The organism is Streptomyces sp. col6 (assembly GCF_008042035.1).
Taxonomy (GTDB): domain Bacteria; phylum Actinomycetota; class Actinomycetes; order Streptomycetales; family Streptomycetaceae; genus Streptomyces.
Genome location: NZ_RDBL01000002.1, coordinates 637,227 through 656,417, shown reverse-complemented (window position 1 = coordinate 656,417; position 19,191 = coordinate 637,227). Strand labels below are relative to the sequence as shown.

19 protein-coding genes and 1 pseudogene are annotated in these 19,191 nt (G+C 71.5%); 7 read left to right on the top strand and 13 right to left on the bottom strand.

The features are described from left to right. Positions 1–45: 45 nt before the first annotated feature. The 9 genes from hpnD to EAO73_RS02985 form a co-directional block, all read right to left on the bottom strand. On the bottom strand, positions 46–966 hold the full coding sequence (gene hpnD / locus EAO73_RS03025) for a presqualene diphosphate synthase HpnD (RefSeq protein WP_191133909.1): 921 nt from the start codon (positions 964–966) through the stop codon (positions 46–48). Between the two features lie 29 nt (positions 967–995). Then, positions 996–1,916, bottom strand: coding sequence for a squalene synthase HpnC (hpnC, locus tag EAO73_RS03020; protein WP_147969884.1), 921 nt, complete (start codon positions 1,914–1,916; stop codon positions 996–998). Positions 1,917–2,357: 441 nt separating this feature from the next. Next, entirely contained in the window at positions 2,358–3,143 is a 786-nt protein-coding gene (locus tag EAO73_RS03015) for an ABC transporter ATP-binding protein (protein ID WP_147969883.1), read from the bottom strand. Continuing rightward, on the bottom strand, positions 3,136–4,065 hold the full coding sequence (locus EAO73_RS03010; protein ID WP_147969882.1) for an ABC transporter permease: 930 nt from the start codon (positions 4,063–4,065) through the stop codon (positions 3,136–3,138). The genes EAO73_RS03015 and EAO73_RS03010 overlap by 8 nt, the downstream gene beginning before the upstream one ends. 106 nt (positions 4,066–4,171) lie before the next feature. Beyond that, a complete protein-coding gene (locus EAO73_RS03005; protein WP_191133919.1) occupies positions 4,172–5,044 on the bottom strand; it encodes a glycosyltransferase family 2 protein in 873 nt (290 codons plus the stop codon). Between the two features lie 8 nt (positions 5,045–5,052). After that, on the bottom strand, positions 5,053–5,832 hold the full coding sequence (locus EAO73_RS03000; RefSeq protein WP_147969880.1) for a CDP-alcohol phosphatidyltransferase family protein: 780 nt from the start codon (positions 5,830–5,832) through the stop codon (positions 5,053–5,055). Continuing rightward, the gene (locus tag EAO73_RS02995; RefSeq protein WP_147969879.1) at positions 5,810–6,871 is read right to left on the bottom strand and encodes an iron-containing alcohol dehydrogenase family protein; all 1,062 of its coding nucleotides are present in this window, start codon (positions 6,869–6,871) and stop codon (positions 5,810–5,812) included. The genes EAO73_RS03000 and EAO73_RS02995 overlap by 23 nt, the downstream gene beginning before the upstream one ends. Next, entirely contained in the window at positions 6,859–7,596 is a 738-nt protein-coding gene (locus tag EAO73_RS02990; RefSeq protein ID WP_147969878.1) for a sugar phosphate nucleotidyltransferase, read from the bottom strand. The genes EAO73_RS02995 and EAO73_RS02990 overlap by 13 nt, the downstream gene beginning before the upstream one ends. Further along, positions 7,593–9,305, bottom strand: coding sequence for a DUF5941 domain-containing protein (locus tag EAO73_RS02985; protein WP_224756159.1), 1,713 nt, complete (start codon positions 9,303–9,305; stop codon positions 7,593–7,595). The genes EAO73_RS02990 and EAO73_RS02985 overlap by 4 nt, the downstream gene beginning before the upstream one ends. On the opposite strand from EAO73_RS02985, the gene EAO73_RS37065 reads away from it, so the two are divergent. From EAO73_RS37065 to idi, 4 genes are all read left to right on the top strand, one after another. Next, a complete protein-coding gene (locus tag EAO73_RS37065) occupies positions 9,243–9,377 on the top strand; it encodes a hypothetical protein (protein WP_263576287.1) in 135 nt (44 codons plus the stop codon). The two genes, EAO73_RS02985 and EAO73_RS37065, sit on opposite strands and share 63 nt — an antisense overlap. Before the next feature lie 434 nt (positions 9,378–9,811). Beyond that, positions 9,812–10,753 carry a cation diffusion facilitator family transporter gene (locus tag EAO73_RS02980; RefSeq protein ID WP_147969876.1) on the top strand — a complete coding sequence of 314 codons (942 nt, stop codon included), beginning with the start codon at positions 9,812–9,814 and terminating at the stop codon, positions 10,751–10,753. 92 nt (positions 10,754–10,845) lie between these two features. Then, the gene (locus tag EAO73_RS02975) at positions 10,846–11,361 is read left to right on the top strand and encodes a GNAT family N-acetyltransferase (protein WP_224756153.1); all 516 of its coding nucleotides are present in this window, start codon (positions 10,846–10,848) and stop codon (positions 11,359–11,361) included. A gap of 125 nt (positions 11,362–11,486) precedes the next feature. Further along, positions 11,487–12,080, top strand: a complete 594-nt coding sequence (idi, locus tag EAO73_RS02970) for an isopentenyl-diphosphate Delta-isomerase (protein WP_147969874.1) — start codon at positions 11,487–11,489, stop codon at positions 12,078–12,080. A 20-nt stretch (positions 12,081–12,100) separates the two neighbouring features. Here the strand turns inward: idi and EAO73_RS02965 are convergent, their stop codons facing one another. After that, complete coding sequence (locus EAO73_RS02965) at positions 12,101–12,559, bottom strand: ATP-binding protein (RefSeq protein ID WP_147970002.1); 459 nt, start codon at positions 12,557–12,559, stop codon at positions 12,101–12,103. Positions 12,560–12,692: 133 nt separating this feature from the next. Further along, positions 12,693–13,328 carry an HdeD family acid-resistance protein gene (locus tag EAO73_RS02960; protein WP_147969873.1) on the bottom strand — a complete coding sequence of 212 codons (636 nt, stop codon included), beginning with the start codon at positions 13,326–13,328 and terminating at the stop codon, positions 12,693–12,695. A 78-nt stretch (positions 13,329–13,406) separates the two neighbouring features. Here EAO73_RS02960 and EAO73_RS02955 point away from each other — a divergent pair, with 78 nt between their 5' ends. Continuing rightward, on the top strand, positions 13,407–14,168 hold the full coding sequence (locus EAO73_RS02955) for an enoyl-CoA hydratase/isomerase family protein (RefSeq protein ID WP_147969872.1): 762 nt from the start codon (positions 13,407–13,409) through the stop codon (positions 14,166–14,168). Here EAO73_RS02955 and EAO73_RS02950 read toward each other — a convergent pair. Both EAO73_RS02950 and EAO73_RS02945 read right to left on the bottom strand, forming a co-directional pair. Next, positions 14,155–14,790 carry a DJ-1/PfpI family protein gene (locus EAO73_RS02950; RefSeq protein WP_147969871.1) on the bottom strand — a complete coding sequence of 212 codons (636 nt, stop codon included), beginning with the start codon at positions 14,788–14,790 and terminating at the stop codon, positions 14,155–14,157. The two genes, EAO73_RS02955 and EAO73_RS02950, sit on opposite strands and share 14 nt — an antisense overlap. 23 nt (positions 14,791–14,813) lie before the next feature. Next, positions 14,814–15,779 (bottom strand): GlxA family transcriptional regulator, encoded by a 966-nt coding sequence (locus EAO73_RS02945; RefSeq protein ID WP_147969870.1) that lies wholly within the window; start codon positions 15,777–15,779, stop codon positions 14,814–14,816. 135 nt (positions 15,780–15,914) lie between these two features. On the opposite strand from EAO73_RS02945, the gene EAO73_RS02940 reads away from it, so the two are divergent. Both EAO73_RS02940 and EAO73_RS02935 read left to right on the top strand, forming a co-directional pair. Further along, positions 15,915–16,772 carry an SCO6745 family protein gene (locus tag EAO73_RS02940; protein WP_147969869.1) on the top strand — a complete coding sequence of 286 codons (858 nt, stop codon included), beginning with the start codon at positions 15,915–15,917 and terminating at the stop codon, positions 16,770–16,772. Positions 16,773–16,925: 153 nt separating this feature from the next. Beyond that, a pseudogene (locus tag EAO73_RS02935) lies at positions 16,926–19,152 on the top strand (Tex family protein); the annotation flags it as partial. Between the last annotated feature and the right edge of the window lie 39 nt (positions 19,153–19,191).

Genomic DNA, 19,191 nt, shown 5'->3' with positions numbered 1-19,191 from the left:
TTCGTCCTTGATGCACATGGTGCGCGAGATGTGGCTGAGGCGCATTCAGACACGCCCTCGGGCCGTGCGCCGCGAGATGTGGCGGGCGTCGAGACCGGACAGACCGCGCACCGCGACGTACGCCTTCTCGTGGCCGGGCAGCGAGACCCGGCCGCGCAGCACCGCCTCGGGGTCGCGCTCGATGCGGTCGAGGAGCCTGCGGTAGATGCCGGCCATCGCCGCGACGCAGGCGCCGCTGCGCCGGTCGAGCATGGGCAGCAGCCGGTACCCCTCGGCGAACAGGGCGCGGGCGCGCCGGACCTCGAAGTGGACGAGGCCCGCGAAGTCGGAGCCGGGTGGCGGGGTGGCCCGGTGGAAGCCCGCGGAGCAGCCGAACTTGGCGAGGTCGTCGGCCGGGAGGTAGGTGCGGCCGTTGCCCGCGTCCTCGCGGACGTCGCGCAGGATGTTCGTCAGCTGGAGGGCGAGGCCGAGTGTGTCGGCGTACTCGGGGGCGCGCTCGGCGCCGGGGGCGCCCGGTTCCGTACCGAAGATGCCGAGGCTCAGGCGGCCGATGGCGCCCGCGACGCACCGGCAGTAGACCTTGAGGTCGTCCCAGGTCTCGTAGGCCGTGCCGTCCACGTCCATCAGCACGCCGTCGATGAGCTCGTCGAGCCCTTCGAGCGGCATCGGGAATCTGCGGGCGGTATCGGCGAGCGCGACGGCCACCGGGTCGGTGTCGTCCTCGTCGACCGCGCCGGCGCGGACACGGTCCAGCAGGGTGCGGGTGCTTTCCAGGCGGACGCGCTTGGTCTCCGGCTCCAGCTCGCCGTCACCGATGTCGTCGACACGACGGGAGAAGGCGTACAGGGCCGACATGGCGTGCCGCTTCTCGGCCGGCAGCAGCCTGATGCCGTACGCGAAGTTACGCGCCTGCTGTCCGGTGACCGCCTCGCAGTAACTGTATGCGGCCTGTACCGGTGCCGACATGTACGTCGTCTGTCCCTCCACGGTCCGGCTCACCCCTCTCTACGCGCTTTTCGCAAGACAACTCCCACTTCGCGCAGCAGGCTGGGCTTGGTGGGTCCGGGCGGTCCGGGCAGTACATCGAATCCGGCGGCCGCGACGGCGGTGAGGGCGGCGCGTCCTCCTCCCACGAATCCGGCGAGAAGCAGCCTGAGCCTGCCGTGGACGCTACCCACCAGGGGGGTGCCTTCATTCAGCAGATCCCGGGCGCGTTCCGCTTCGTACGCGATCAGGGAGCGCACCGACGCGTTCGCGTGGGGCGCCGCGAGGTCGGCCTCGCCTACATGGAACCGGGCCATGTCCTCGGCCGGCAGGTAGATCCGGTCGCGGGCGAGGTCCTCCGCAACGTCCTGGAGGTGCTCGACGATCTGCAGTGCGGTGCACACGGCGTCGGAGCGGCGCAGCCGTTCGGGGCTCGCGGTCCCGGTGAGCTGGAGGACCAGGCGGCCGACGGGGTTGGCGGACAGCTCGCAGTAGGCGAGCAGTTCCTCGTACGTGCCGTAGCGGCGGACCTTCTGGTCCTGCCGGTTGGCCTCGATGAGGCCGAGGAAGGGCTCGGGGGTGAGCGCGCGACTGCGGGCGGTGGGGCGCAGCGCCCGCAGGAGCGGGTGGTGCGGGGTCTCACCGGTGGTCGCGAAGACGCGACGCAGGTCGCTCTCCAGGGCGTCGAGCATCGCGAGCCGGTCGTCCGCCTGCGCCGCGTCGAGGCCGAGATGCACGGCGTCGGCGCCACCGGGGGCGAGGTCGCCGTCGCCGATGTCGTCGACGAGACGGGCGAAGCCGTAGACGGCCATCAGGTCGTCGCGCCAGGCACGCGGCAGGAAGAAGGGGGCGACCGGAAAGTTCTCGTGCGCTGCCTTGTCGAGGGTTCCGGATGCGGCGGTATCGAGCCGCGCCTGCCGGGTACGGGTCACTGCGGACCGCCCTGCGCGGGGACGGCGTGAGCACCTCGGAGCTGGAGATCTTCCGTCATAGCCGTCACATCTCCCGTTCTACACTGCTGACCCAAAACATCCCATTCCGGACACGCCGCCCACCCTCCCGAGTGCCGAGGACGGCTCCGGGCCGTCCACCCAGGCGGTATCGCCCCACTTGCGGCGAATCAGCACCGGTACAGCTTACGTTGTACAACGTTCATCCGGACGCCGGGGTACGGGCCGTGCGGCCCCGGACCCGTAGCCCGCGTCAACTTTCCCCCCACGGGGCCGCGTTCACGTCATCCGGCGGTAGGAGATCGCGGCGGACGCCGTACGACGAGGCGCGGATGCCCGCACTCCGGTCCGTGGTCCGGACATGGCTCGGCCCCCGCCGGAAGGGTCCGGCGGGGGCCGCCCGTGCGTGACGCGGGGTGCGTCCTACTTGCCGGTCTCCCGCTCGTAGGCCCGCAGGACCTCCTCGGTCGGGCCGTCCATGAGCAACTCGCCCTTCTCCAGCCACAGCACCCGGTCGCAGGTGTCCCTGATCGACTTGTTGCTGTGGCTCACCAGGAAGACCGTCCCGGCCTCCTTGCGCAACTCCCTGATCCGCGCCTCGGAGCGGATCTGGAACTTGCGGTCACCGGTCGCCAGCGCCTCGTCGATCATGAGGACGTCGTGGTTCTTGGCGGCCGCGATGGAGAAGCGGAGGCGGGCGGCCATACCGGACGAGTAGGTACGCATCGGCAGGGTGATGAAGTCGCCCTTCTCGTTGATGCCCGAGAAGTCGACGATGTCGTCGTAGCGCTCGCGGATCTCCTCGCGGCTCATCCCCATCGCGAGACCGCCGAGCACGACGTTGCGCTCGCCGGTCAGGTCGCTCATCAGCGCGGCGTTGACGCCGAGCAGCGAGGGCTGCCCGTCCGTGTAGACGCTGCCGCTCTCGGTCGGCAGGAGACCGGCGATGGCACGCAGCAGGGTCGACTTGCCGGAGCCGTTCGTCCCGATGAGCCCGATCGCCTGGCCCCGGTAGGCGGTGAAGGTGACGCCGCGCACGGCGTGCACCTTGCGCACCCCGCGCTCCTCGCGCTTGTCGCGGCGCAGGATCCGGCTCAGTGCCGCGGTGGCGCTGCCCCTGCCACCACCGCCGCCGTTGACCCGGTACACGATGTGCACGTCGTCGGCGATCACGGTGGGGACGCGCCCTGCGGTGTTGTCGTCAGCCACGGCCGTACCGTTCCTCTGCCTTCCAGAAGTACACGAAGCCCACGATGCCCACCACGACCGACCAGGCGAGGGCGACCACCCACACATGCTCGGGCAGGTTCTCGGAGCCGTATCCGTCGATCAGGGCGAACCTGACCAGGTCCATGTAGATGGCCGCCGGGTTGTACTGGAGCACATCGGTGATCCAGGCCGGCTTGTCCGCGAGCATCACCGGGATGGAGAACATGACCCCGGACGCGTACATCCACGTACGCATCACGAACGGCATCAGCTGGGCCAGGTCGGGGGTCTTGGCCCCCATCCTCGCCATGGCGAGCGCCAGTCCGGTGTTGAAGAAGAACTGCATGGTCAGGGCGGGGATCACCAGCAGCCACGACAGCCGGGGATAGCTGCCGAAGCCGACCGTGACCGCGATCAGCACGATCATCGAGTACAGCAGCTGCTGGAGCTGCTGGAGCGAGAAGGAGATGGGCAGCGAGGCACGGGGGAAGTGCAGCGCCCTGACCAGGCCGAGGTTGCCGGAGATCGCGCGCACGCCGGCCATCACGGAACTCTGGGTGAAGGTGAAGACGAACACCCCGGTCACCAGGAACGGGATGAACACCTCCTGCGGGATGCCCTTCTTCGTGCCCAGGATCAGCCCGAAGATGAGGAAGTAGACCGCGGCGTTCAGGAGCGGGGTCGCCACCTGCCACAGCTGGCCCAGCTTCGCCTGGCTGTACTGGGCGGTCAGCTTGGCCCGGGAGAACGCCAGGATGAAATGGCGTCGCCCTCGGAGCTGGCGCACGTACTCGAGGAGTCCGGGCCGGGCACCGCTGACCGCAAGGCCGTACTTCGCGGCCAGCTCGGCCGCGCTCAGGCCGTCGTCGGCTGACGGCGGGCTGCTTACCGCAACCGCGCCACCATGGGTTGTGTCACTCACCAGAAGAAACTCTCGTATTCAAAATGCGCAGCCAGTCGCGGGCGCGGCTCAGGGCGGACAGGTCCCGACAAGAAAAATACGCCTCATGCTCCCAGAGGGGAGCCTCTCAGATGACCGGAGGGCGGCCCAGCCTGGTCAGGCGCCACACCGTACGCCACTTCATCGGGCGGCGCGGTCCGCACGGCGTCCGCCAGCCCTCCCGGAAACCGCCGAACCAGGCCTTCAGCGCCTCGCCGGACGGCCTGCGCAGCAGGGTCAGCAGCATCCACACCCCGAGGTACACCGGGACGAGGGGCGCGGGGAGGTTGCGCCGGGCCAGCCAGACGCGGTTGCGCGCCACCATGCGGTGGTAGACGGCATGGCGGGACGGGGCCGTGGCGGGGTGGTGCAGCACCATGTCCGCGCGGTAGTCGATCAGCCAGCCGGCGTCCAGCGCCCGCCAGGCGAGGTCGGTCTCCTCGTGCGCGTAGAAGAAGTCGCCCGGCAGCGGGCCGACCTCGGCGAGGACCCGGGTGCGCACCGCGTTGGCGCCGCCGAGGAACGTCGTCACGCGGGACGAACGCATCGGATCGGCGGCGCGCAGCCGCGGCACGTGGCGGCGCTGGGTGACCCCGGTCTCGGGGTCCGCGATGCGGAAGCTGATGATGCCCAGCCGGGGGTCCTCGGCGAACGCCTTCCGGCACAGCTCCGCGGTGTCGGTGAGGGGCAGCAGCCCGTCGTCGTCGAGGAAGAGCAGGGCGTCCACGTCGGCGCCGGAGGGCCCGAAGGCCTCGATGCCGACGTTTCGGCCGCCGGGGATGCCGAGGTTCTCGGGCAGCTCGACGGTCCGCACGCCCGGGGGTACGTCGGGGACGGGCGAGCCGTTGCCGACGACGACCACCTCGATCCGGTCGCCCTCCTGGGCGGCGACCGAATCGAGCAGGGCGCGCAGCTCGGCCGGGCGGTTGCCCATGGTGATGATGACCGCGCCGAGTTTCATGGGTGTGCTCACTTCAGCCTGCTCGATGCCAGGACCGACACAAGGTGCAGCAGGGTCTGCAGCAGGGCGATGCCGGCCAGGACCGCGACCGCGAGACGGCTGAAGAAGAAGTCGTCCCGCACCTCGTCGAGGACGGCCGCGACCAGGATGACCAGCGACGCCTCGACGCACAGGATGAGCCGGTGGAACTTGAGCGCCCCGGCGGCCCGGCGGGCGAAGGCCATGCCGGAGGAGCGCGGCTCGGAGGCGGACTCCTTGACCGGCGGCAGACCGCCCTGGTGGCGGGCGACGCCGACGAGGTCCGTCTCGGCCTTGATCAGGATCGCGCCGAGCGCGGCGAGCGTGCCGAGAAAGGCCCACAGCCAGTCGATGCGTCCGGTGCCCCACAGGTCGGCGGCGCGCAGGCCGAAGCCGACGAGCACGGCCGCGTCGCACAGGTAGGCGCCGACCCGGTCCAGATAGACGCCGCCGAGCGAGAACTGCTTCTTCCAGCGCGCGACCTCGCCGTCGACGCAGTCGAGCAGCAGGTACAGCTGCACCATGACGACACCGAGCACCGCGCCCCAGATGCCCGGCACGAGCAGCGCCGGGGCGGCGAGCACACCGGCGACGGTCATCAGATAGGTCAGCTGGTTCGGCGTGACCTTCGTGTTCACCAGGTACCGGTCGATGCGCAGCGAGATCTCGCGCATGTATATCCGGCCCGCCCAGTGCTCACCGCTGCGCCGGTCCTTGACGCCCGGCGGGTGAACGACCGGGCGGAGTTCAGCTACTGATGGTCTTGGCATAGTCGGCGTACGCGTCCCTGATCTGGTCGGTGGACAGGCTGAGGTGTTCCAGGACCGTGAAGCGTCCCGGGCGGGTCTGGGGGGCGTACTCGACGGCCTCGACGAACTCGTCGACGGTGAAGCCGATCGCGTCGGGCGTGACCGGAAGGCCGTGCCGGCGCAGTACGTCGGCGAAGAGGCCGGACTCGTCGACGGCCCCGCGCAGGTGCATGGCGAAGGCGGCGCCGAGGCCGACCTGCTCGCCGTGGCTGGCGGCCCGCTTGGGGAAGAGCAGGTCGAAGGCGTGGCTGATCTCGTGGCAGGCGCCGGACGAGGGCCGGGTGTCTCCGCTGATCGAGATGGCGATGCCGGAGAGCACCAGCGACTCGGCGAGGACGGTGAGGAACTCGTCGTCGGCGACGGTGCCGGGGTGGCGCAGCACGGCCTCGCCGGCGGTACGGGCCATGGCGGCGGCCAGTCCGTCGATCTGCTCGCCGTTGACCTGGTGCGAGAGCTCCCAGTCGGCGATGGCGGAGATGTTGGAGATCGCGTCACCGATGCCGGACCGTACGAAGCGGTCCGGGGCCTCGCGGATCACCGACAGGTCGATCACCATGGCGATGGGCATGGGGACGCCGTAGGAGCCCCGGCCGTTGTCGTTGTCCAGGGTGGCGACGGGCGAGCAGAGTCCGTCGTGGGCGAGGTTCGTGGCGACCGAGACCAGCGGCAGGCCGACCCGGGCCGCGGCGTACTTCGCCACGTCGATGATCTTGCCGCCGCCGAGGCCGACCACGGCGTCGTAGCGCTTGCCCTTGATGTCGTCGGCCAGCTGCACCGCGGCGTCGATGTTGCCGCCCGCGACGCAGTACCAGTCGGCGCCCGGCAGCGCCGGTGCCAGCTTCTCGCGCAGGGCCAGCCCCGAGCCGCCGCTGATCGCGATGGCGAGCTTGCCGGAGGCCGAGATCCGCTGGTCGGCGAGGAGGCCGGCCAGGTCGTGCATGGCGCCCCGGCTGATGTCGACGAAGACCGGGGACGGGATGAGTCGGGTCAGTACCGGCACGCGATCTCCCGGCCCTTCGCGAGGTCGTCGTGGTTGTCGATCTCGACCCAGCTCACGTCACCGATGGGGGCGACGTCCACGGTGAAACCGCGGTTGACGAGCTCCTGGTAGCCGTCCTCGTAGTAGAGGTCCGGGTCGCGCTCGAAGGTGGCCTTCAGGGCGTCGGCCAGCTCCTCGGCGGCCTCGGCCTCGATGAGGGTGACGCCGATGTACTCGCCGGTGGCCTCGGCCGGGTCCATCAGCTTGGTGATCCGCCGGACGCCCTTGCCGTCCTCGGCGACGACCTTCATCTCCTCGTCAGCGAGGTTCTTCACCGTGTCGAGGGCGAGGATGATCTTCTGGCCCTTGCCGCGGGCGGCCAGGAGCGTCTTCTCGACGGAGACCGGGTGGACGGTGTCGCCGTTGGCGAGGAGCACGCCGCGCTTCAGCTCCTCACGGGCGCACCACAGGGAGTAGGCGTTGTTCCACTCCTCGGCCTTGTCGTTGTCGACGAGGGTGAGCTTCAGGCCGTACGTGGCCTCCAGCTCCTCCTTGCGGGCGTAGACGGCCTCCTTGCGGTAGCCGACGACGATCGCGACCTCGGTGAGCCCGATCTCGGCGAAGTTGGCCAGCGTGAGGTCGAGGACCGTCTTGTCGCCGTCCACCGGCACGAGCGCCTTGGGCAGCGTGTCGGTGTAGGGGCGCAGGCGCCGTCCCGCGCCGGCTGCCAGTACGAGGCCGATCATGCGGTTTCTCCTTCGTCGTGAACGGCGGGCGCCCCGGAGGACACCCAGAAGCGGATGGACTCCACCAGCACGATCAGCGCGACGGCCACAGCGAGCACGGTGAGCGCGGTGGTGAAGCCGGAGGCTCCGGTGAGAGCGGCGGCGAGCACGGCCACGACCAGGGTCCGGCCCTCGTGTCCGCCGATCGTGCGCACCAGCCACTGGGGCGGGGCGCCGGTGCCGCCCCGGATGCGGTACACCGTGTCGTAGTGATGGTAGGCGACCGCCGAGACCAGCCCGAAGGCCGCGGGGAGCGCCCCGTCGACCTCGCTGCGGGCGGCCAGGATCAGGATCGTGCAGTACTCCGCGGCCCGGAAGACCGGGGGTACGAGCCAGTCGAGCGCGCCCTTGAGGGGGCGCGCCACGGCTATGCCGGAGCAGACCGCGTAGAAGACGGCGGCGATGACCGTCTGCCGGCTGCCGAAGGGCTGCTGGAGCGCGGCGGCGATCAGCGCGCCGGTGCCGACGAGGGCGACCACGGGGGCGCTCCAGGCGCCGGGGATCTTCGGGCCGCGGGCGGCGATCAGCTGGGCGATCGGGCCGGAGTCGGCGAGGTCCGCGAGGGCCCGGGCGGCGCGGTCGGTGCGCCGGGCCTTGCGGGTCAGGGAGCGCAGGAGGCGGCCCGCCGTGGTGTAGCACGCGGCGAAGGCGCAGCCGATCAGCAGGGCGTAGAAGACGATGCGCGGGGTGGTGAACGCGGTGAGTACGGCGATCATCGCCCAGCGCTCACCGATCGGGAGGACGATCATCCGCCGCAGCCAGACCGTCCAGCCGACGCTGTCGAGCTTGTCGGAGAGGGCGGCCGTGGGGCTGGAGTTGGCCACCGCGTCGTGGTTGGCCTCGTTGAACGAGAAGTCGATGATGTGGCGGCAGGACTGGAGGACCATCGCGCCGAGGGCCAGGGCCCAGACGTCGTCGCCGTTGCGGGCCGCGCCGAGGGCGATGCCCGCGTAGTAGGCGTACTCCTTGGCGCGGTCGAAGGTGGCGTCGAGCCAGGCGCCCATCGTGGAGTACTGCAGGGAGTAGCGGGCGAGCTGCCCGTCGGTGCAGTCCAGCACGAAGGAGAACAGGAGCAGGACGCCCGCCGCGACGTAGCCGCCCCGGGTGCCGGTGGCCGCGCAGCCGGCCGCTATCAGCGCGGTGAGCAGGGACGCGGTGGTGACCTGGTTCGGTGTGAGCCCCCGGCGCGCGCACCAGCGGGCGATGTAGCGCGAGTACGGGCTGATGAAGTGGGTGGTGAAGAAGCCGTCGCGGGCCTTCACCGCGCTGCGCAGCCGGACCGCCTCGTCGTCCACGGCCCCGACGTCGGCGCGCGCGGTGGCGCGGGCGGCCTCGTCCGTGGGCACGGTGGCGACGAGCGAGCCCAGCTCGGGGCGCTGCACCTGGGTGCCCCCGGCCTCCATGGCCGCCGCGAGCCTGCCGGGCACGGTGCGGTCGGTGACCGTGGCGGTGGTGCCGGCGGCGGGCACCCCGGCGCCGACCGCGTCGGTCGTGGTGCGCAGGGCGCTCACCAGGGCGGGGCGCGCCTCTGCCTGTGCGGTGAGGGCGCCGGGCACGGCCGCCGCGGGGAAGCGGGGGTCGGTCAGGGCGAGCCGGAGGGCGTGGCGGTGGCCGACGAAGCGGGGGTCGACAAGGGCGACCCGCTCGGCCGCCGGGACGGCGGCCAGCAGCCCGGCCGCTTCGGTGACGTCGGCGGCTGCGCGGACGTCGAAGCCCAGCGACCGGAGATCGTCCTCCAGTGACGATCCGGGCAGCGGAGCACCTGTGAGAATGGCGGTCGACAGACGAACTCACTCCTTGGGGTGCTGACACGGATCGGCACGCGACAGTGCGGCCAGAAGCGGCCGGCGGCATGTCGGCAGAGGCTATCGGATGAACGGAAGCGCGAGTTCACTGCCCGTTTGCGCTCCGTTCCGGGCGACGCCGGATCATGCGCGCCGTCCGCGATCATCATCGTCGATGGCCGCCTCGCCTGACAAAAAAGCGGATGGGCCCGCCCTCCCGGCCGGTCGGCCCCCGTACCGCGACACGGCCCTGACCTGCACTCGTTTGCGCAGGTCAGGGGCAATGACAACGGTGTTCAGTGCCGTGTTGCCCGATACCCCCCACCCGTAGTTCACTGGCAGGGTCCGGGCCGGGGAGGCCCGGGTCCGCGAGACGACCGGGAGGCGTCCCCATGGGGGCAGGGCACGATCACGGACATGTGCACGGCGGGCCCGTGCCCACCGGTACGGCGGCCGCCGCGCACAAGGGGCGGCTGCGCATCGCGCTGTGCATCACGCTGGCCGTGACGGTCATGGAGATCGTCGGAGGCGTGCTGTCCGGCTCACTCGCGCTGATCGCCGACGCGGCCCACATGGCGACCGACGCCCTCGGGCTCGGCCTGGCGCTGCTGGCGATCCACTTCGCCAACCGGCCGGCCGGACCGAACCGCACCTTCGGCTACGCCCGTGCGGAGATCCTGGCCGCCCTGGCCAACTGCTGTCTGCTCCTGGGGGTCGGCGGCTATCTGCTCTTCGAGGCGGTGCAGAGGTTCATCGACCCGGCCGAGACGCGGGGCGGGCTCACGATCGCCTTCGCCCTGGTGGGTCTGGTCGCGAACGCGGTGTCGCTGACGCTCCTGACGCGCGGGCAGCAGGAGAGCCTCAATGTGCGCGGCGCCTATCTGGAGGTGCTGGCGGACACGCTGGGGTCGGTGACCGTGCTGATCTCGGCGGGCATCGTGATGGCGACCGGCTGGCAGGCGGCGGACCCCATCGCCTCGCTGGTCATCGGCCTCATGATCGTGCCGCGTACGGTGCGGCTGCTGCGCGAGACGCTGAACGTGCTCCTGGAGGCGGCGCCCCCGGGGGTCGACATGGGCGAGGTGCGCGACCACATCACGGCGCTGCCGGGGGTGCTGGACGTGCACGACCTGCACGCGTGGACGATCACCTCGGGCATGCCGGTGCTCTCCGCCCACGTGGTGGTGCAGCAGGACCTGCTGGACTCGATCGGTCACGAGAAGCTGCTGCACGAGCTCCAGGGCTGCGTCGGCGACCACTTCGATGTCGAGCACTGCACCTTCCAGCTGGAGCCGAGCGGGCACGCGGAGCACGAGGCGAAGCTCTGCCACTGACCCATGGGCCCTCGGGACCCGAGGTGTAGGGTTTCGCGGACGTGTACAGACCGGCCCGACGGCCGGTGTCCGTCCATCCGAGGGTCCTCACGTTGACCGACAGCACCTGGCCCGTCCGCCCCGAGACGGCCGCCGACATCTCCGCCGTGCACGCCGTGAACGCCGCCGCGTTCCCCACGGAGGCCGAGGCGGATCTCGTGGAAGCCTTGCGCGCGGACCAGTCGGCCTGGCTGCCCGGTCTCTCGCACGTCGCCGAGTCGCCCGACGGGAGCATCGCCGCGTTCGCCCTGCTGACGCGCTGCCGGGTCGGGGACGCGCCCGCCCTGGCGCTGGCCCCCGTCGCCACCGCCCCGGAGCACCAGCGCCGGGGCGCGGGCTCCGCCGTCATCCGGGCCGTGCTCGACGCGGCCCGGCTGCGCGGGGAGGCCCTGGTCCTGGTGCTCGGCCACGCCGCGTACTACCCGAGGTTCGGCTTCGTACCGGCCTCGCGGTACGGAATCCGGCCGTCCTTCGAGGTTCCGGACGAGGCGATGATGGCGCTGGTGCTCGATGATTCCGCGCCGGTGGCGCGGGGCACGATTGAGTATCCGAAGGCGTTCGGGGTCTGACACGGCGGTCGGGCGGGGGCGGACATGCCAGGGCCCGAAGTACGGACAAGCCGCTTTTGTACGGCAGACTTGAGCAGACTCGACGGGACCGGCGCACGGGGCCGGAACCACAGCGAAGGATGGGTATGCCGACCACACCAGTCACCGCGGCGAACACCTCGTCGAACGGCACAGCGGAAGCGATCATGCTCGAACTGGTCGACGAGAACGGCACCACCATCGGCACGGCGGAGAAGCTCGCCGCCCACCAGGCGCCCGGACAGCTGCACCGCGCGTTCTCCGTGTTCCTCTTCGACGAGCAGGGCCGGCTGCTGCTCCAGCAGCGCGCCCTCGGCAAGTACCACTCCCCCGGTGTCTGGTCCAACACCTGCTGCGGCCACCCCTACCCGGGCGAGGCGCCCTTCGCCGCCGCCGCCCGGCGTACGTACGAGGAGCTGGGGCTCTCGCCCTCGCTGCTGGCCGAGGCGGGCACCGTCCGCTACAACCACCCGGACCCGGCGTCGGGCCTGGTGGAGCAGGAGTTCAACCACCTCTTCGTGGGCCTGGCGCAGGAGCGGCTGCGGCCCGATCCGGAGGAGGTCGGCGGGACGGCCTTCGTGACGGCCGGGGAGCTGGCCGAGCGGCATGCCCGTGAGCCGTTCTCGGCGTGGTTCATGACCGTGCTGGACGCCGCCCGGCCCGCGATCCGCGAGCTGACGGGACCGGCCGCCGGCTGGTAGGCGGTCCCGGGCGGGCAGGGTCAGAGGGCGGTGCTGCTGAGCGGCAGGGCCGCCCAGATGACCTTCCCGCCGCCCGCGGTGTGCTCGACGTCGCAGGTACCGCCGGCTTCCCGGGTGATCTCGCGGACCAGCAGCAGGCCCCGTCCGCCGGTCTGCGCGTGGTCGGTCTCCAGCGCCGTGGGGCGGTAGGGGTGGTTGTCCTCGACGGACACCCTGACCCATTCCTCGCCCACGGCAACCTCGACGGCCAGCTCGGGCGAGAGCAGCGCCGCGTGCTTCACCGCGTTGGTGACCAGCTCGGAGACGATGAGCAGCAGGCCCTGGGTGATGTCGTCGTCGATCGGTACGTTCTGGCGCTTCAGCAGATCGCGCACGGCGTGCCGGGCCTGGGGTACGGAGACGTCCGAGGCCGGAGCGGTGAAACGCCAGACCCCTTCGTACGGCACGGGCCGGGCGGGGACACTCCCGCGGCTCTCCATAGTCCGGTACCCGCTCTCCACTCGAAGTGACTTCACGTCGAGTACAGGGTGGCGGGCGAGGTTACTTCGGTCCGCACTACTGAACACAAGTCGACACCTATTGACCGAACTCGACTTCATTCGCGCAGGAGTGTCAGGTTTCGGACCACTTCTGACTGTCCTGGGTGAGCGGGTCCGTCTCTTCTCCCTTGTCCCCTCCCGCCGTCATCTGCTCGGAGACCATCGAGACGATCCGCCGGCCGCCGATCCCGATGGCGATGAGCCCGAGCCCGTCGAAGAGCAGGGCCAGCGAGAAGAAGCAGCCGAGTACGTAGAGGCTGCTGTGCGGCCAGTCGAAGAGTACGAGCAGACCGAGGAGCAGGCCGAAGGCGCCCTGGAGCAGCGTCCAGCCGAACTGCGGGCCGCGCACCACGACGCTGCCCACGAGCCGGAAGACCCCGCCGGTCAGGAAGAGGAGCGCGGCGAACATGGTCAGCGCCTCGGCGGTGCCGTGCGGGTGGCGGATGACGACGACCCCGGCGGCGATGTTCAGCGCGGCGACCACGACGCCCAGCCAGAAGTAGCTGGTGCCGCGCGACTGCACGGCGTGGACCAGGCCGACCAGACCGCCGACGAGAAGCAGCCAGCCGAAAAGGATCATGGAGGTCGGCGTCGCCACGCCGGTGTAGACGAGCCCGACCAGGCCGGCGACGACGAGCAGGATGCCGAGCAGGGCCAGACCGCCGAAACTGCGGTGGAGCTTCCTGCCTTCGCGTTCGGGACCGTCCACGTGAGGCTCCTCGGGTGCGTGCCTGCTCGGCGCCCCCTTCTTGATCGTAGGTTCGAACACCACGGATAGCATCCGGCCATGGACCGTACGGAACCCCGCCTGGAGCACACCGTCGCCGACGGCGTCGCCACCGTCGTCATCAGCAACCCCGCCAAGCGCAACGCGATGACGGCCGCGATGTGGCAGGCGCTTCCGGTGCTGCTGGAGAAGCTGGCCGCCGATCCCTCGGTGGGCGCCCTGGTCCTGACCGGCGCGGGCGACACCTTCTGCGCGGGTGCGGACATCTCCTCGCTGCGGGACCCCGGGAGCGATCCGCAGAGCCTGGCCGTGGCGGCCGAGGAGGCGCTGGCCGCGTTCGCGCTGCCGACGCTCGCGGTGGTGCGCGGCTACTGCGTGGGCGGCGGGAGCCAGCTCGCCGCCGCCTGCGATCTGCGCTTCGCGGCGGAGGGAGCCCTGTTCGGGGTCACCCCGGCGAAACTGGGGATCGTCTACCCCGCCCCGTCCACCCGCCGGCTGGCCGCCCTGACGGGCCCCGCGACGGCCAAGCACCTGCTGTTCTCCGGTGAGCTGATCGACACGGAGCGGGCGCTGCGGACCGGCCTGGTGGACGAGGTGCTGCCGGCCGCCGGGCTGGACGAGCGGGTCGGGGCGTACGTACGGACCCTGGTGTCGCGGTCCCGGCTGACGCAGGCCGCGGCCAAGGAGTTCGCAGTTGGGCGTGAGGACCGGGACGCGTACTGGGCCGGGCAGGCACGGGGCAGCGGCGACACCGCGGAGGGTGTCGCCGCCTTCCTGGAACGCCGTACGCCCCGCTTCACCTGGGCGCCTACTGGAGGATGAAGCGGCTCCGGCCCCGCCACTCCTCGACCAGGTCGGCCGGCGCCTTGTCCGGCGACCCCGCGTCGTAGGGCGGCTGGGGGTCGTACTCCGTCAGGAGCTGTACGGCCTGCGCGGTGCGGTCGCCGGCGATGCGGCCGAGCAGGGTGAGGCCCATGTCGATACCGGACGAGACCCCGGCGGCGGTGACGTACTTGCCGTCGAAGACGACGCGTTCGCCGGTGGGCTCGGCGCCGTGGTCCCTGAGCGTGTCCAGGGCGAGCCAGTGCGAGGTGGCGCGCCGCCCCTTCAGGAGCCCGGCCGCCGCCAGCAGCAGCGATCCGGTGCAGACGGAGGTCGTCCAGGTGGTGGACTCGTCCGCGCGGCGCAGCCAGCCGAGCAGGTTCTCGTTCTCCATCTGGTGGTGCTGTCCGGGGCCGCCGGGGACGATCACCAGGTCGGGGGCGGGGACCTCGTCGAAGGTGCGGTGGGCGGCCAGGTCGAGGCTGCCGCTGTCGTTGCGTACGGCGCCCGTCCGTTCGGCGACGAAGACGGTCTCGGCGCCCGGGGTGCGGGACAGGATCTCGTAGGTGCCGACGGCGTCCAGCGCGGTGAAGCGGTCGAAGAGGACGATGGCGATCTGCATGGACTTCCTGTCTCTCGGGTGGGTCAGGAGTGGTCGGCCGTGTGGGGGCCGAAGCGGCGGCGGTATTCGGCGGGGCCCGCGCCGAGCGCCTTGATGAAGGCCCGGCGCATCGCCTCCGGGGTGCCGTAGCCGCAGCCGCGGGCGATCTGGGCTACCCCGTCGGCGGTGTCCTCCAGGAGCCGGCGGGCGTGTTCCAGGCGGACCCGGTCGACGTACCGGCCGGGCGTGGTGCCCGTCTCCGCCTGGAAGGCGCGGGCGAAGTGGCGGGGCGAGAGGCGGGCGCGGGCGGCCAGGGCCTCGACGGAGAGGTCGGCTCCGGGGTGCTCGGTGATCCAGTGCTGCACGTCGCGCAGCGGTTCACGGCGCGCCGTCTGGGCGCTGAGCTGTGCGCTGAACTGGGACTGGCTGCCCGGCCTGCGCAGGAAGACGACCAGGTGCCGGGCGACCGTGAGGGCGACGTCCCGTCCGTGGTCCTCCTCCACCAGGGCCAGCGCGAGGTCGATGCCCGCGGTGACCCCGGCGGAGGTGGCGATCCTGCCGTCGCGCACGAAGATCGGCTCGGGGTCGACCTCGACGGCCGGGTGTTCGCGGGCCAGCTTCTCGCACACGTTCCAGTGCGTCGTCGCCCGGTGGCCGTCCAGTTGTCCGGCCGCCGCGAGCAGCAGCGCCCCGCTGCACACGGAGACCAGGCGCTCCGGCAGCGGCCCGTGCAGGCGGAGCCAGTGGACGAGTTCGGGGTCGGGGTCACGGGTGCCCCAGCCGCCGGGGACGAGGAGGGTGTGGGGCGTCGGCGCGTCGGCGAGGCTGCCGTCGGGGACCAGGGTGAGGCCACAGGACGTGCGGACCGGGGCGCCGGCCGGCGAGGCGGTGCGCAGCTCGTACGAGACGTCAGGGAACCGGGACGCCCCGGCGAAGACCTCCATGGGGCCGGTGACGTCGAGGCTCTGGATACCGTCGAAGAGGACGACGAGCACGGATCGCTGCTTCATGTCCGCCATCCTGGGCGGTCGCGGGAATGGCCGCAATGACGGGTTCCCCACCTTTCCTGCCATCGCCCGCTGCGGCACAGCTCACGTGGGCCCAGGGGTTCCTGTCCGTACCAACCAGTCGGTAACGTGCCGGGTATGAGTACTCTCCCGCCCCGTGCCGGGCGGCGTTGCCACAACGCCCTGAACCCGCTGCACTCCTCGCTCTACTTCTCCCCCGACCTCGGCAAGGAGCTCGGCGGGATCGGCATCGACGACCCCTCCGCCGTCTACTTCGCCACCCGCGCCGCCGCGATGGGTGCGGTCGGCGCCGACACGGTGACCGCGACCTTCTACAACTTCAACCACGCGCTGGTGTCCCGGCACGTCCCCGCGATCTGGGACATAGCCTCCCCCGCGAAGGTCCTGGACGCCCGGCTGCGCGCCGCCGACGCGACGCTGCGCCGGCTGCTCGGCGAGGAGATCATCGCCTCCCCCGAGATGGCCGAGGCCGCGGAGCTCGCCCTGCGCGCCACCGAGGGCTGCACGCGGCACGCCCGGCCGCTGTACGCGGCGCACGCCGGTCTGCCGGTCCCGGACGAACCGCACCTGGCGTACTGGCACGCTGCGACGCTGCTGCGCGAGCACCGGGGCGACGCCCACCTCGCCGCGCTCCTCACCGCGGAGCTCGACCCGCTGGAGGCTCTGGTCAGCCACACCGCCACCGGCAAGGGCATGGCGATCGGCTGGCTGCTGGCCTCCCGCGGCTGGCGGCGCACCGACTGGGAGGCCGCGTCGGAGCGGCTGCGCGAGCGCGGGCTGCTCACGGCGGAGGGCGAGCTGACCGAGGAGGGCGCCGAGCTGCGCAAGGGGCTGGAGGAGGCCACGGACCGGATGGACCTGGGCCCGTACGAGCACCTGGGCGGACCGGGTGTGGCAAGGCTGACGGAGCTGGGGGGCGGGTTCCTCGCCACGGCGTGGGCGGCGGGCGCGTTCCCGGCCAGCGCGACCGGCTGAGCGACGAAATCCGGCGGCCGTCCCCTGGGGTGGCCGGGCGACACGGCGCCCGGCCACCCGGCACAATGCAAGGCGTGTGACTCCGGACAGGCCCCAGCGGCGGCCCGGGGCCCGACCAGCACAGCCAGCAGGAGAAGGCGAGTCGGTAGAACCGTGACGACGTCCATCGAAGGCAGGATCGCCGAGGAGCTCGGCGTACGCGAGCGGCAGGTGAAGGCGGCCGTCGAGCTGCTCGACGGCGGGTCGACCGTGCCGTTCATCGCCCGCTACCGCAAGGAAGCGACCGAGGAGCTCGACGACGCGCAGCTGCGCACGCTCGAGGAACGGCTGCGCTATCTGCGGGAGCTGGAGGAGCGCCGGACGGCGGTCCTCGAATCCGTACGGGAGCAGGGCAAGCTCGACGCGGAGCTGGAGGCGCGGATCCGGGCCGCCGACACGAAGGCACGGCTGGAGGACATCTACCTGCCGTTCAAGCCGAAGCGGCGGACGAAGGCGCAGATCGCCCGGGAGGCCGGACTCGAACCGCTCGCCTCCGGCCTGCTCGACGACCCCTCGGTGGACCCGCTCGCCGCGGCGGCGGCCTTCGTCGACGCGGACAAGGGCGTCGCGGACCCGGGGGCGGCACTGGAGGGCGCCCGCGCCATCCTCACCGAGCGGTTCTCGGAGGACGCCGACCTCATCGGCGAGCTGCGCGAGCGCATGTGGACGCGCGGGCGGCTGGTGGCCCGGGTGCGGGACGGCAAGGAGGAGGCGGGCGCCAAGTTCGCGGACTACTTCGACTTCGCCGAGCCGTTCACCGCCCTGCCCTCGCACCGGGTGCTGGCGATGCTCCGGGGCGAGAAGGAGGACGTGCTCGACCTGGTCCTGGAGCCGGAGGAGCCGTCCCAGGAGCCCGGCCCGTCCTCGTACGAGAACATGGTCGCCCGGCGCTTCGGCGTGGGCGACCGGGGGCGTCCCGGCGACAAGTGGCTGGCCGACACGGTGCGGTGGGCCTGGCGGACCCGGATCCTGGTGCACCTCGGTATCGACCTGCGGCTGCGGCTGCGCACGGCCGCGGAGGACGAGGCGGTACGCGTCTTCGCGTCGAACCTGCGCGACCTGCTGCTCGCCGCGCCGGCCGGGACGCGGGCCACGCTGGGGCTCGACCCCGGATTCCGTACGGGTGTGAAGGTCGCCGTCGTGGACGCGACCGGCAAGGTCGTCGCCACCGACGTCATCCACCCGCACGTCCCGGCCAACAAGTGGGACCAGTCGCTGGCGACCCTGGAGCGGCTGGCGCGCGAGCACCATGTCGACCTGATCGCGATCGGCAACGGCACGGCGTCCCGCGAGACGGACAAGCTCGCCGGTGAGCTGTGCGAGAAGCATCCGGAGCTGAAGCTCACCAAGGTGATGGTCTCGGAGGCGGGCGCCTCCGTGTACTCCGCCTCGGCCTTCGCCTCGCAGGAACTCCCCGACATGGACGTCTCCTTGCGCGGCGCCGTCTCGATCGCGCGCCGGCTCCAGGACCCGCTGGCCGAGCTGGTGAAGATCGACCCGAAGTCGATCGGCGTCGGGCAGTACCAGCACGACCTGTCCGAGGTGAAGCTCTCGCGTTCGCTGGACGCGGTCGTCGAGGACTGCGTGAACGGTGTCGGCGTCGACGTCAACACCGCGTCCGCGCCGCTGCTCTCCCGGGTCTCCGGCATCGGCACGGGGCTCGCCGAGAACATCGTGGCGCACCGCGACGCGAACGGGCCGTTCCGCTCCCGCAAGGGCCTGAAGGACGTGGCCAGGCTGGGTCCGAAGGCGTACGAGCAATGCGCGGGCTTCCTCCGCATCCGGGGCGACGACCCGCTGGACGCGTCCAGCGTGCACCCCGAGGCGTACCCGGTCGTGCGGTCGATGGTGAAGAAGACCGGCGGGGACGTCGCCGCGCTGATCGGCAACACCGATGTGCTGCGGTCGTTGCGGGCGGACGACTACGTGTCCGAGAAGTTCGGGCTGCCGACGGTGACCGACATCCTGAAGGAGCTGGAGAAGCCGGGGCGCGACCCGCGCCCCGCCTTCAAGACCGCCACCTTCAAGGAGGGCGTCGAGAAGATCGGCGACCTGGCAGCCGGGATGGTGCTGGAGGGCGTCGTCACGAACGTCGCGGCGTTCGGGGCGTTCGTTGACATCGGGGTGCATCAGGACGGGCTCGTCCATGTGTCCGCGATGTCCAGGACGTTCGTGAAGGACCCCCGGGACGTCGTGAAGCCGGGGGATGTCGTCCGGGTGAAGGTGATGGAGGTCGACATTCCGCGGAAGCGGATCTCGTTGTCGTTGCGGTTGGACGATGAGCAGGCGGGGGGCCGCGCGGCGCCCTCGGGGAGTGAGCGGGGCGGCCGGCCGCCCCGCTCACTCCCCGAGTCGTTGTCGTTGCGGTTGGACGATGAGC